The 12,642-nt window shown below is 67.2% G+C and carries 14 protein-coding genes; 1 reads left to right on the forward strand and 13 read right to left on the reverse strand.

The window, feature by feature from the left end; genetic code table 11:
* Position 1: 1 nt before the first annotated feature.
* The 10 genes from cobM to VQ044_RS04450 form a co-directional block, all read right to left on the reverse strand.
* Entirely contained in the window at positions 2–781 is a 780-nt protein-coding gene (gene cobM / locus VQ044_RS04405) for a precorrin-4 C(11)-methyltransferase (protein ID WP_327645485.1), read from the reverse strand.
* Positions 778–1,143, reverse strand: a complete 366-nt coding sequence (locus tag VQ044_RS04410) for an HVO_A0114 family putative DNA-binding protein (RefSeq protein WP_327645486.1) — start codon at positions 1,141–1,143, stop codon at positions 778–780. The genes cobM and VQ044_RS04410 overlap by 4 nt, the downstream gene beginning before the upstream one ends.
* On the reverse strand, positions 1,136–1,423 hold the full coding sequence (locus tag VQ044_RS04415) for a toxin-antitoxin system TumE family protein (RefSeq protein ID WP_327645488.1): 288 nt from the start codon (positions 1,421–1,423) through the stop codon (positions 1,136–1,138). The genes VQ044_RS04410 and VQ044_RS04415 overlap by 8 nt, the downstream gene beginning before the upstream one ends.
* Positions 1,424–1,455: 32 nt before the next feature.
* Entirely contained in the window at positions 1,456–3,279 is a 1,824-nt protein-coding gene (gene cobJ, locus VQ044_RS04420; RefSeq protein WP_327645490.1) for a precorrin-3B C(17)-methyltransferase, read from the reverse strand.
* Positions 3,276–4,019, reverse strand: a complete 744-nt coding sequence (gene cobI, locus VQ044_RS04425) for a precorrin-2 C(20)-methyltransferase (protein WP_331827634.1) — start codon at positions 4,017–4,019, stop codon at positions 3,276–3,278. The genes cobJ and cobI overlap by 4 nt, the downstream gene beginning before the upstream one ends.
* Positions 4,016–5,239 carry a precorrin-6y C5,15-methyltransferase (decarboxylating) subunit CbiE gene (cbiE, locus tag VQ044_RS04430; RefSeq protein WP_327645491.1) on the reverse strand — a complete coding sequence of 408 codons (1,224 nt, stop codon included), beginning with the start codon at positions 5,237–5,239 and terminating at the stop codon, positions 4,016–4,018. Before cbiE ends, cobI begins: the two co-directional genes overlap by 4 nt.
* A gap of 2 nt (positions 5,240–5,241) precedes the next feature.
* Positions 5,242–5,919, reverse strand: coding sequence for a precorrin-8X methylmutase (locus VQ044_RS04435; protein ID WP_327645506.1), 678 nt, complete (start codon positions 5,917–5,919; stop codon positions 5,242–5,244).
* 881 nt (positions 5,920–6,800) lie between these two features.
* Positions 6,801–7,949 (reverse strand): sirohydrochlorin chelatase, encoded by a 1,149-nt coding sequence (locus tag VQ044_RS04440; RefSeq protein WP_327645492.1) that lies wholly within the window; start codon positions 7,947–7,949, stop codon positions 6,801–6,803.
* Between the two features lie 255 nt (positions 7,950–8,204).
* Positions 8,205–8,645 carry a type II toxin-antitoxin system VapC family toxin gene (locus VQ044_RS04445; protein WP_327645493.1) on the reverse strand — a complete coding sequence of 147 codons (441 nt, stop codon included), beginning with the start codon at positions 8,643–8,645 and terminating at the stop codon, positions 8,205–8,207.
* Positions 8,645–8,896 (reverse strand): type II toxin-antitoxin system Phd/YefM family antitoxin, encoded by a 252-nt coding sequence (locus VQ044_RS04450; RefSeq protein ID WP_327622830.1) that lies wholly within the window; start codon positions 8,894–8,896, stop codon positions 8,645–8,647. Before VQ044_RS04450 ends, VQ044_RS04445 begins: the two co-directional genes overlap by 1 nt.
* Before the next feature lie 107 nt (positions 8,897–9,003).
* On the opposite strand from VQ044_RS04450, the gene VQ044_RS04455 reads away from it, so the two are divergent.
* The gene (locus tag VQ044_RS04455) at positions 9,004–10,518 is read left to right on the forward strand and encodes a cobyric acid synthase (RefSeq protein WP_327645494.1); all 1,515 of its coding nucleotides are present in this window, start codon (positions 9,004–9,006) and stop codon (positions 10,516–10,518) included.
* Here VQ044_RS04455 and VQ044_RS04460 read toward each other — a convergent pair.
* The 3 genes from VQ044_RS04460 to VQ044_RS04470 form a co-directional block, all read right to left on the reverse strand.
* Positions 10,493–11,338 (reverse strand): SDR family NAD(P)-dependent oxidoreductase, encoded by an 846-nt coding sequence (locus VQ044_RS04460; protein WP_327645495.1) that lies wholly within the window; start codon positions 11,336–11,338, stop codon positions 10,493–10,495. The two genes, VQ044_RS04455 and VQ044_RS04460, sit on opposite strands and share 26 nt — an antisense overlap.
* Before the next feature lie 111 nt (positions 11,339–11,449).
* Positions 11,450–11,611: a DUF3096 domain-containing protein gene (locus VQ044_RS04465; RefSeq protein WP_327622836.1), complete on the reverse strand. Its 162-nt coding sequence runs from the start codon at positions 11,609–11,611 to the stop codon at positions 11,450–11,452.
* Between the two features lie 44 nt (positions 11,612–11,655).
* A complete protein-coding gene (locus tag VQ044_RS04470) occupies positions 11,656–12,435 on the reverse strand; it encodes a 3-hydroxybutyrate dehydrogenase (protein WP_327645497.1) in 780 nt (259 codons plus the stop codon).
* Positions 12,436–12,642: the final 207 nt, after the last annotated feature.

The raw sequence follows: 12,642 nt of genomic DNA on the forward strand, positions 1-12,642 counted from the left end.
ATCACGAGGCGAGCGTCTTGCGCTTCGGCCGCAGCACATGGACGTGGCCGGCGTCGTAAAGCTTGGAATCGATGAAATCCTCGGCGCCCAGCGCCCGGCCGACGAAGATCAGCGCAGTGCGCGTCAGCTTCGCCGCGCGCGCCTTTTTGTGAATGTCGCCGAGCGTGCCATGGATGAAGGCCTCATCCGGCCAGCCGACCCGGTAGGCGATGACCGCCGGACAGTCCGCGCCATAGGCCGGCAGCGGCACGAGCTCGCGCTGGATATGCGGAATGTTGCGCACCGACAGATGGATCGCCAGCGTCGCGCCGCTCTGGCCGAGGGTCGACAGTTCCTCGCCTTCCGGCATCTTCGACGATTTCATCGCGGTGCGGGTGAGGATCACCGTCTGGCAGATCTCCGGGACCGTCAGTTCTTTCTGCAGCGCTGCCGCGGCGGCGGCGAAGGCCGGCACGCCCGGCGTCACGTCGTAAGGGATGGCGAGCGCATCCAGCCGGCGCATCTGCTCGGCGATCGCGCCGTAGAGCGACGGATCGCCGGAATGCACCCGCGCGACGTCCTTGCCGGCGTCGTGGGCCGCCCGCATCTCCGCAATGATCTCGTCGAGCGTCATCGGGGCGGTATCGAGCACCCGCGCGCCCTCGGGCGCCGCCTTGACGACCTCCTCCGGCACCAGCGAGCCGGCATAGAGGCAGACCGGGCAAGCCTCGATCAGCCGCAGGCCGCGAACGGTGATTAGGTCCGGCGCGCCGGGTCCTGCGCCGATAAAGTGGACGGTCATGCAGCCTCTTCGATGGATAGTTCGGCCGTAATTTTCGACCAGGGAACGCGGATCAGGCCCTTGTCGTCCCGATCGATCAAGCCAAGCTCGAGAAGCGCCGGGACGTCGGAATGGACCCCGCGATAGTCACGCCCGAGCAGTCGGGACAGAGCACGGATCGACGTCGGTCCGCCTTTTCGAAGGGTGCGGAGCAGAGTCCACCGGTTGGGCGTCAAAGCCTTTAGCAGCGTTTCGGCATCCTCGAATCCGAGGTGAGCGGCAGGCGACGGCGTGAAATCGCCAGCGTCAATGCGGCGAGCGGCGGACCTTGCCTCGTCGAAGAACTCATCGAGAGACGAAACCTTGATGATGACTTCATCCATGTTTCAGCTCCTTCTCGATGTCTCGCTGGAAATCCAAAAGCAGTGTCGCGATATCGATGAAAACGTAAGGTTCTTCACGACCTCGATAGTGTCGGTGATCACCCTTACCGCGTTCATTGTCGTAACCGATGATCCGTTCGTTCGGCCGTCCGTAGAAGAGCGAATATTTAAGTCCATGCGGCCGCTCGGATGTGGGCGCCGGCAGGCGCCAGATGGTGATTTCAACGATGGCGCCGCTCCGCAAGGTCTCCTTGCGGCGATCGAGTAGCCGCGCCTTCATGATGCTATTTCTGACATATGCTTGAATTCACATCAAGCCGCATCGATCTGCATCCCCGTTCCGGCCTTTCCCGCATAGCCGCGCGGCGTATAGGCCCATTCGCGCCCGTTACCGGTGGTCACCAGCCGCGTCTCAGACGAGCCGACGATGACCACGGTCAGCATGTCGACATCGTCGATGTCGAGCTCGGCGAGCGGCACGAAGCGAACCCGTTCGCCCTCACGCCCGAGATTGGTCGCCAGGATCACGGGCGTTGCGGCGGCGCGATGCTTCAACAGTTCGTCGCGGGCGAAGGCAAGCTGCGTGCGGCGCTTTTTTGACACCGGATTGTAGAAGGCAATGACGAAATCGGCTTCCGCGGCCGCGCGCACCCGCCGCTGGATGTCGTCCCAGGGCGTCAAAAGGTCCGACAGCGAGATGGTGCAGAAATCATGGCCGAGCGGCGCGCCGGCGCGGGCGGCGGCCCCTTGCAGGGCGGAGATGCCGGGCGAGCACTGGATGGCGATCCGTCGCGCCGCATCCGACACGCCGCCCTTGTCGATGAGCTCGAAGACCAGCGTCGCCATGGCGTAGATGCCGGCGTCGCCGGAACAGACGAGCGCGACGGTGCGGCCCTCGCCGGCCAGCTCCATCGCGTGACGCACCCGCGCCTCTTCCTTACCGAGGTCGAAATCGTGCCGCGTCTTACCATTCGTCAGCGGTCCGAGCAGGTCGAGATAGAGCGAATAGCCGACGAGATCGCTCGCCGTCTCGACCATGCGGCTGACTTCCGGCGAGCGCCATTCCTCGCCGCCAGGGCCGATGCCGACGACGAACAGCGTGCCGCGCGCGCGGCCGATCCGCGCCGGATCGAGGGGCCGTGGCGCCCGGCCGAGCGCCGCCGTCACCCGCCGGCTCTTGCGCTTGGCGACGACGAGCCGGCCGTCGGCGCCAGCGGTGGCGAGCGCCGCGCCCTCGGCGACGCCATGGCAGCCGGTCTCGGCGAAGACGATGTCGGACGGATTTTCCAGGCGCCCGGCTTCGGCTTCAAGCTCCAGAGCGGTGAAGAAGCGCGCGGGAACGCCGTAATGCTCGGCGACGGCGTGGATGGCCGCTTCGTCGGCCTTGAGATCGATCGAGGCAACGGCGGCGAGCGATAGCGGGCTGATACCGGCCTCGGCGAAAACGCTATCCGCCAGATCGATGGCCTCCTCGGTCGGCGCGCCGCGTTCGCTGCCAATGCCGAGGATGTGCGTTTGCGGACGATAGAGCAGTTCGCCGGCGGCGGGCGCGCGCGCTTCTTCCATGACCGTCAGGCGGACGGTGCCGTCGGGCGCGAACGGAAGGCGCGAGCCGGACAACCACTCCGCCTCGCCGTCGAGCCGCGCGGTGGCGCCGGCGACGAGATCGGCCATCGCCGGTTTGGCGCCTTCGGGATTCTCCATCCGCCAGCCAGGCGGCGGCGCGTCGAGCGCGACACCGAAGCGCAGGTCGCCGGCGGTGGTGATCGCGGCAACGCCGCCAAGATCGCCGGCGATCTTGCGGGCCAGGTCGTTGGCGCCATGATGGCCGCCGAGCAGCGGCACGGCGACCGAGCCGTCCTCGGCGAGGGCGACGACGGGTGGCTCCGCCTGCTTGTCGGCGATAAGCGGCGCAAGGATGCGGATCAGCGCCCCTGTCGCCATTACTGCAATGATGGGCCGACCCTCGCGGAACAGGGCGCGCAGATGTGGCCCCGCCTCATCAAAGACGATTGCGGCGTCCGGGCAGCGCCTGGCCGGGCCATGCACCGCGCCGCCGATCAAGTCCGCTACCCGCTCGGCCAGCGCGCGGGGTGCTTCGGAAAGAATGACGATTGCGGCGGTCTTGTCGGTCATCGGAGGGGCTCCCGGCAAAGGTCCGCGTCGCGGATCGCCGGCTCACTGCCGCGATACCCCAGGATCATCGAAAAATACGGAGCTTCGCCCGAGACGTCGCGAAGCGGCAGCAGCCGCTCTTCGGGCAGCGACACCCGTTCGGCATAGGCGCAGCGGTCGAGCAGCCCCAGCGTCTCGATCAGCGCCTTCACACGGGAAAAATGCCGCCCGAGCTTCATGATGGCGAAGGCCTCCGCCGCTTCGATCCGGGCACTGAGCGCGCCATCGTCGAGCGGTCCGGGAATCACGGTCAGGACATCGTTGCGGGCCGCGAGCGGCCGTTTCAGCGCCGCCGAGGCGGCCATCACCGAGGACACGCCGGGGACCACCTCTGTGGGGAAACGGCCAGCAAGGCGCTCGAAGAGATACATGAAGGAGCCGTAGAAGAACGGGTCGCCCTCGCACAGGACGGCGACGTCGAGGCCTTCCGCAAGCCGTGCGCCGATCCGCTCCGCCGCCGCGTCGTAGATCGCGGCGGCGGGAAACCGCTCGACGCGCATCGGCACGATGATCGGGACTTCTTCCTGTTCGGCCGAAAGATACGCCGCGACGATGGCGCGGGCGAAGCTCGTGCCGTGATCGGGCGCCGGATAGGCGACGACCGGTGCCGCCTTGAGCAGGCGCAGAGCCTTCAGCGTTATCAGTTCCGGGTCGCCCGGCCCGACGCCGAGACCGTAGAGCGTGCCGGTCGCTGCGCTCATGGCGCATCGCCCTTGGTAACGTGCCAGTGGACGACCGGCATCGCCGGCTTGAAGCCCCGATAGGGACCGACCTTTTCGGCCCGCTCGACCCCGATCCGCATCAATTCTCCGCCCAGCTTGGCATGCAGCGCGATCAGGATCGCTTCCGATTCCAGCGTCACCGCATGGGCGACCATCCGGCCGCCCGGCTTCAGCGCGTCCCAGGCCGCGTCGAACACGCCATCGGTGAGGCCGCCGCCGATGAACACCGCGTCGGGCGGCGCCAGCTCCGCGAAGGCGGCCGGCGCCTCGCCCGCGACGATCGCGAGTTCCGGCACGCCCAGCGCGGCGGCGTTCTCGGCGATCATCGCCCGGCGTTCGGCGACCGGCTCGATCGCGACGGCCGACATTCCGGCGCCGGAACGCAACCATTCGATCGAAATCGAGCCAGACCCCGCGCCGACGTCCCAGAGGCGCTGGCCCGGCAGCGGTTCGAGCGCGGCGATGGCGAGCGCCCGCAGCACCCGCTTGGTCATCTTGCCGTCATGCATGAAGGCGTCGTCCGAAAGCCCCGCCATCAGGGATCGCGACGTCGCCGCCCGGCCGGCCACGCACTCGACCGCGACGGTGTTCAAATCGGCGATATCGGCGAGATCGAAGTCGGCCGCAGTGGTCTCGCGGACGCGTTCGCGGTCGCCGCCCAGATGCTCCAACACCATAACCCGGCTCGGCCCGAAGCCGCGCCCGGTCAGGAGCCGCGCGATGGCCTGCGGCGACGAGCCGTCCTCGGCATAGATCAGCAGCCGCGCCGAGGGGGCCAGATAGCGATTGACGGTCTCGACCGGCCGGCCATGCACCGTCAGGCACCGGCAGTCGGCCAACGGCCAGACCAGGCGGGCCGCCGCGAGCTGAAACGCCGATGGTGCCGGGAGGACCTGCATCTCCTCAGGCGAAAAATGCCGCGTCAGGGTCGCGCCGACGCCGAACCACATCGGGTCCCCGGTGGCGAGTACCACGGTCGGTGTGCCGGCGGCGGCTTTCAAGGCCGCAACCGAATCCGCGAAAGGCTTGGCCCAAGAGACGGTCCGGGCAGGCGAATCGCCGAGCATCGCCAGATGTCGCTCGCCGCCGAAGACGGTTTTTGCGGCCTCGAGCGCCGCGCGCGCTTCGTCGGGGAGCGTCGTCAGGCCGTCGTCCCCGATACCGATCACCGTCAGCCACGGCCGGGCCGTCTCCGCCATCGTCAGTTAAGACCGCTTGCCAGCGCGTTCACTGCCGCCGCCGCCATGGCGCTGCCGCCGCGACGCCCCGTCAGCGTGACGAAGGGCACGCCGTGGACGTCGCGCGCAAGCTCGGCCTTCGATTCCGCCGCGCCGACGAAACCGACCGGCAGGCCAATGATCAGGGCCGGTCGGGGCGCCCCTTCCTCCAGCTTTTCCAGCAGGCGATAGAGCGCGGTCGGCGCGTTGCCGATCGCGACCACGGCCCCTTCCATCAGATCGGTCCACAGATCGACCTGCGCGGCGGAGCGGGTGGTGCCCTCGCGCTCGGCGATTCGCCGTGTGCGCGGGTCGCCGAGCCGGCACACGATCTTGTTCTGGCGCGGCAGCTTGGCGGAGATGATGCCGTGCGACACCATTTCGGAATCGCACAAGATCGGCGCGCCGCTTTCGAGCGCCCCGCGCCCTGCCTCGATCGCGCCTTCGGAAAGAACCAGATTGGAGAGAATGTCCGGCATGCCGCAGGCGTGGATCAGGCGGATCGCCAGATCATGACCGGCCTCCGGCACATGCGTCAGGTCCGCTTCCTGGCGGATGAGCCGAAAGCTCTCGGCGTAGATCGCCGCCGGGTTGCGGATGTAGGAAAGGCGCGCGCCGGGGGCGAGATAGGGGTCGGACTCTTCGGCGGCGGTCTCGACCAACCGATGTCCCAGCCCAGCTATCCAACCTTCTTCGGACAACACGGCGGCAGACTCGGCCTCCGACAGATCGGCCGGTGCCGACAAGACTTCGCCGAGGCGTCCTTCCGCGTCGAAGCGCGCGAAGATGTCGGCGAGCGCTTCGACCTGCGCCTCGTCGAGGCAGGACTTGTCGCCCTGCTCGACCGGCACCAGGCCGGGATAGACCTCCGCCAGCACGATCGGCGCGGCGAGATCGTCAGCAAAGCTCGTCTCGAACGGCCAGACGGCCAGACGTTCCGCGAATTCCGGATCGCGCCTGAGATGCTCCAGCCGGGCGAGGCCAGTGATCACCTGGCTGCCGACGCTGCCGGCAAAGGCGAGCTTCCACACCGGCTGGGCCTTGACCGCCCGGCGTTCGGCGAGACGCCGCTCCGCGAGCCCGGTCGGATAGGGCTCGGGCTTGGCGACCGGCAGGCCCGGAATCTCCTGATGCATCGGCCGCCCCCAATACATCGGCGCCGTGGCCAAGGCCTCGCGGTTCAGCCGGCCGGCGACCTCGAAGCGGTTGGAGAAATTATCATCGCGATCCTTGAGCGCGTTGGCGAAAAAGCCCCACAGCGCCCGCCAGTCCGGCGCGCCGGCGATCGCGGCGGTGGCGCCGGCCGGATAGCCGAAAGGGAAGTCGAAGCCGGCGAAGACGCGCTTGTCCTCGCTCAGCGCGTCGCGGAAGAACTGGCGCAGCTTCGCCATCGCGGCACTGCGGGTCGGCGGGTTCACCGTCTCGAGAAGCCGGGTCTCGGCACCGTCGCGCTCGGCAAAGGCGATCCAGATCGAATCCTTCCCGGTGGTCGGCGTGTTGGACGCGGACCAGTCGACGATCGCGTAGCGGTCGAATAGCGGCTTCATGGCTTGCTCACCGCCGCCTTCTGCATCGCCCCGGCTTTCATAGACCGCGGACCGAGCGGATGGTCGGCCTGCGGATAGGGGTGGTGGTGATGGCCGGCGTCACCATGCGAATGGCCGTGGTCATGATCGTGATGATGCGCCTGCCCTCCTTCATGCGTATGGTCATGGTGGACATGCCCGGTGCCGTGGGCGATTTGATGACCGTGGTCATGTTCCCGCGCCGCCGCGCGGCAGGCGCCGGTGCAGACGGTGTCGCAGAGCAGGCAATCGGCCGAGGAGCCGAGGCCCTCGACGTGATGGTGATGGCTTTCCTGGGCGAGCCCGACCTCCGCCTCGAAGCCGAGCACCTGCTCGCGATATTTGCACATCTGGCAGTTCATGTTGTTGGTGCCTTCGAGGATCTCGTTCAGGCGATCGACGAAGGTTTCCACCACGAGGTCATGGGCGGCGAGATAGCCAGCCTTGAGGAAGTGGATCTCGGGATGGCGGGCCGCGACATTGTCGGTCTGGTCGTAGATCCGCCGCACCAGCACGCCGGTGAATAGGAAATAGGGAAAGACGACGATACGCCGGTAGCCGAGCCGGGCGGCATGGTCGAGGCCGGGTTCGACCAGCGGGAAGGTGACGCCCGAATAGGCGGTCTCGCCCCAGCCGAAGCCAAGGCCCTCCCACAGCATCCGCATGACCTTGGAAACGTTGGAGTTGGCGTCTGGATCCGAGGCGCCGCGTCCGACCACGACCAGCATGGTGTCGTGCAGCGGCTCGCCCTCGCGCCAGCCGTCGGCGACGAGGCACGCCTTGATCCGATCGCCGGCGGCCCGGATCATCTTCGGATCGATGCCCAACTCGCGGCCATATTCGATCTGAAGGCCGTTGGCGGCCGCATAGGTGTTGAGGACCGAGGGAATGTCGTTCTTGGCGTGACCGGCGGCGAACAGCATCCCCGGCAGCGCCAGGACGGTGTCCGCGCCGCTTTCCCGCAGGCGGTCGAGACCGTCGCGAATGACCGGCTTGGCGAATTCCAGATAGCCGTGTTCGACACGCCAGTCCGGCAGGCGCGCGCGGAGCTTGTCCGCCAAGCCGCCGAACTCGGTCATCGCGCCCTGGTCGCGGCTACCATGGCCGCACAGCATCAGAGCCTTCATGATCGGCCTCCGTTCATCTCGTTTCGACGCCGGAGGAGCCGGGCCCGGCGAATCCGGAGCACGGTTCGGTCCGACAGTTCCGTCTTGGCCCCCTGCTTGGGTCGGCCGCACCGGAATGTGTTTCAGCCCGTAACCGGGCACCGTCAGTTTCGTCAAAACCGGTAGACCGGGAGGGCCACACGGTCAAACGGAGTCTGCGAAAGCGGGTGTCGCCCGGCAACCGCCAATTCGATCTGGGCACGCGCGGCAAGCCGCTTATCGCGGGCGCGGACCGGAGCGATCCGCCTGCCAGGGATCGATGATCTCGACGCCGAATGGTACGAAATCGCCAATATTGCGGGTGACGACAGGAAGTTTCAGCTCCAGCGCCGTTGCCGCAATGAGCGCGTCGTTCGTGGACGCGCTGTTCGGCGTCGGAAGTGTCGCGCAGCGACGCGCGATCGGCAGCGTCACATCGATGACGCGGTTATCCAGCAGCGGCAGAACCAGCGCTTCGAGCCATTCGCGCAGCAGTCGCGCGAAGTTCGCGTCCCGCCTCTCCTGGCGCAGGATGCCGAACTCGATTTCGAGGATCGTCACGACCGACACGCCGAAATCCTCCGGCGCGATTGCCGCGATGAAGCCCCTGAAATGGTCGTTGGTCCGCTCAGGCCGCCGGCTGTCGGAAATAACGTTGGTGTCGAACAGATAATGCATCAGCCAAGATCGACGTCCCGGGTCGCGATGTCCACGCGCTCGGGGGAGAAATCGAAGTCGGCTTCGGGACGAGGATCGGCCAGGAAGTCGAGAAGCGTCGGCCGCTGGCGTGATAGCCGCCGGTATTCCGCCTCGGACATCAGGACGAAGGCCGGCTCTCCGCGCTCGGTGATGCGAACGGGAGCCTTCCGCGCCGCTTCCTTGACGCGGCCATGTTGCTGATTGAACGCGCGACTGCCGAAGGTCTGCATGGCTGCCCCATCTGTATTACGTTCTCTCAAATGTAATACAGACATCCCGGACGATCAAGCTCGGGCCGGGCACTGGACTTGCGCCGCGCGTCGGGCGAGGAGGGAACATGCGCCAGACCGCCGCCATCATGCTGCAGGGCACCGGCTCCGATGTCGGCAAGACGGTGCTCGTCGCCGGGCTCTGCCGGCTGTTTGCCCGGCGCGGGCTCGCGGTTCGCCCGTTCAAGCCGCAGAACATGTCGAACAACGCGGCCGTCGCCGCTATTCCCGGCACGGCGGATTTCGGCGAGATCGGCCGGGCGCAATGGCTGCAGGCGCTCGCCTGCGGGACGCCGCCGACCGTCGACATGAACCCGGTGCTCCTGAAGCCGCAATCGGAGACCGGCAGCCAGATCGTGGTTCGCGGCCGCGTCGCCGGCGAGGCCAAGGGCCGCGACTACCAGCGCCTGAAACCGGCGCTGCTCAAAAGCGTGCTCGACAGCTTCGCGGCACTCTCGGCCGAGGCCGATCTCGTCATCGTCGAGGGCGCCGGCTCGCCGGCCGAAATCAATCTCCGAGCCGGCGACATCGCCAATATGGGTTTTGCCACCGCCGCGAAGGTGCCGGTGATCCTCGTCGGCGACATCGATCGCGGCGGCGTCATCGCCTCGCTCGTCGGCACCCATGCGATCCTGACCGAAGACGACCGGGCGATGGTGGCGGGCTTCCTGATCAACAAGTTCCGCGGCGACGTTTCGCTATTCGACGACGGGCTGGCCGCCATCACCCGGTTTACCAGTTGGCCGTCCTTCGGCGTCGTGCCGCATCTGAGCGCCGCGGCGAAACTGCCGGCCGAGGATTCCGTCGCGCTGGAACGCCTGTCGCGCAGCGGCCAGTCCGGCAAACTCAAGATCGCCGTTCCCCTGCTTGGCCGGATCGCCAATTTCGACGATCTCGATCCGCTGAAGGCCGAGCCGGATATCGCGGTCGCGTTCATACGACCGGGCGAAAGCCTGCCGGCCGACGCGGCGCTGGTGCTCGTTCCGGGCTCGAAATCGACCATCGCCGATCTTGCCGCCTTCCGGGCCAATGGCTGGGACCGGGACCTTGCCGCCCATCATGCGCGCGGCGGCCATGTCGTCGGCCTGTGCGGCGGCTACCAGATGCTGGGGCGCCTCGTCCGCGATCCGGACGGCATCGAGGGGGCGGTGCGCGAAGCGGAAGGGCTCGGCCTCCTCGACGTCGAAACCGTGATGGAGCCGGAAAAGACCGTGCGCGAGGCCCGCGCGACAACCCCCGACGGCGAGCCACTGGAAGGGTACGAGATCCACCTCGGTCGAACGAGCGGCCCGGACTGCGCCCGGCCGGTGTGCCTCATCGACGGGCAGCCGGACGGCGCGACATCGGCCGATGGCCGCGTCTTCGGCACCTATCTGCACGGGTTGTTCGGGGCCGACGACTGGCGCCGGCGCTATCTGTCGCGCTTCGGGCTGGAGGCCGCCGGACCCGGCTACCGCGCCGGCGTCGAGGCCGCGCTGGATGAGATCGCCGACGCGTTGGAACGGGTGGTGGATGTGGAGGCGCTGCTGGCGACGGCGCGAACCGCGGCCGAATGTCCTAATTCCGCCCCGCCCACGCCTTGAACTTCTCGGCCCAGTCCTGGTGCCAGCGCGACAGCGGCGGGCGGTTCTCGACGAGGTCACCAGCCGCCCAGGCGATGCGCTTTTCGTCCATCTCCCGCGTCACCTCACCATCCGGGCAGAGGATGTAGAAATCCTCGGTCCCGAGCCTTTCCAGCATGAACTCGACGGTCTGCTCAGCCGTCCATGCCGCATCCGGCTTCTCGGCGCGGCCCTTTTGGGTCAAGGGCGTGAACACGAAGCCGGGGATCATCAGGCGCGCCTCGATCCGGCAGCCTTCGCGGTTGCGCAGATCATGCTGCAGCGCCTCGGTAAACGCCTTCACCCCGGCCTTGGCGACATTGTAGGCGGGGTCGCCCGGCGGCGTGGTGATGCCCTGCTTGGAGCCTGTGACGACGATCAGTCCCGGCTCGCCCTCCGCGACCATCCGCTCGCCGAAGATTTGAGCGACATGGATGACCCCGTGCAGATTGGTGCGCAGCACCATGTCCCAATTGGCGACTCGCCCGAAGATGTCGCTGCCGGGCTGGATACCGGCATTGTCGAAGACGAGGTGAATCGTCCCGAAGCGCCCGAACAGGTTCTTCGCCAATGCCTCGACCGCCGCGCGGTCGCCGACGTCGGTGTTCGAGGTCAGCACGCTGCCGGACGGGCTCAGCGCCGAAACCGATTCCTTCGCCTCGGCCAGGCGCTCGGCCGCCCGGTCGACGAGGCAGACCGTCATGCCGGCTTCGGCGAAGCGCTTGGCTGCGGCCAACCCGATACCGGAGGCGCCGCCGGTGACGACGGCGATCCGGCCTTCAGCGATCACGGGATGGGTCATCACGATCTCCTTTCGCGTGAGTTCGCGGCGAACGGCGACGGCGTTCCGTCTTCCGCCCGTCAGTTTCGCCGTATCATCGCAGATGACCTGCCGACGCGCTGGCGCCGCACCTCAGCCGGCTGTGCCGAAGCGGGTCAAGAAGTCGGGGAACATCGCGGTCAATCCGACGAAGATCAGATAGAACGCGACGATGTAGCTGAGCAGCCGTGGCATGATCAGGATCAGGATGCCGGCGACCAGCGCGACGATCGGCTGGAGGGTGATGATTTCCATGGGAGACTCCTTCTTTCGGCGAGAGAGATAGGACGCGCATCGCGTCAGGCCATGTGCCAGCCATGGCTCGGCACGATCGACTGGCCGGTGAGGGCGTTCGAGGGGAAAGCGGCGAGGAACACGGCGACCGCGGCGACATCCGCCATCGTCGTGAATTCCTGGTCGACTGTTTCCCCGAGCATGATCCGGTCGACGACCTCCTGCTCGGAAATGCCAAGATCGCGTGCCTGCTCGGGGATCTGCTTTTCCACGAGCGGCGTTTTCACAAAACCGGGGCAGATCGTGTTGGCGCGCACCCCATGTTTGGCGCCCTCCTTGGCCATCACCCGGGACAGTCCGAGAATGCCGTGCTTGGCCGCGACATAGGCGCTTTTAAGCGCCGAGGCTTCGTGGCTGTGGACCGAGCCCATGTAGATCAGCGCGCCGGATTGTTGCGGATACATGTGTTTCACGCAGGCCTTGGTCAGCAAGAACGAACCGTCGAGATGGATCGCCACCAGCTTGCGAAACTCGGCATAGGGAAAGTCCTCGATCGGGTGGACGATCTGAATGCCGGCGTTGGAGATCATCGTGTCGATGCGGCCGAATCGGGCCGCGACTTCGTCGACGCCAGCGTTCACCGCGCTTTCGTCGGTGACATCCATTGTCACCGCCATCGCTTCGGCGCCGGCCGCTTCCAGTTCCACGACAACCGCGTCGGCCCCGGCCCTATCGATGTCGCAGACCGCGACCTTGGCCCCCTCCCGCGCGAAGGCGAGGGCGATTTCCTTGCCGATGCCCGAGCCGGCACCGGTGATGACGGCGACATTGCCTTCCAATTGCATGACCGCGCTCCCTGCTTGTCCGTCCGCGGACATGGAAGGGCCGGCGAGAACTTAAAGTCCCCGCCGGCCCCGATGACCGAATTTATCGATGACCGGCCGGGTTGCCCGGGCCGGGGTCAGAACTCTTCCCAGCTGTCGGTGTTGGTCTGTTCGGCACGGGCGGCGCCGCCGGTGCCGGTGGTCTTCATCTGCGGCACGCCCCGCGAC

Origin of the sequence: Aurantimonas sp. C2-5-R2 (assembly GCF_036549495.1) — a bacterium.
Taxonomy (GTDB): domain Bacteria; phylum Pseudomonadota; class Alphaproteobacteria; order Rhizobiales; family Rhizobiaceae; genus Aurantimonas; species Aurantimonas coralicida_A.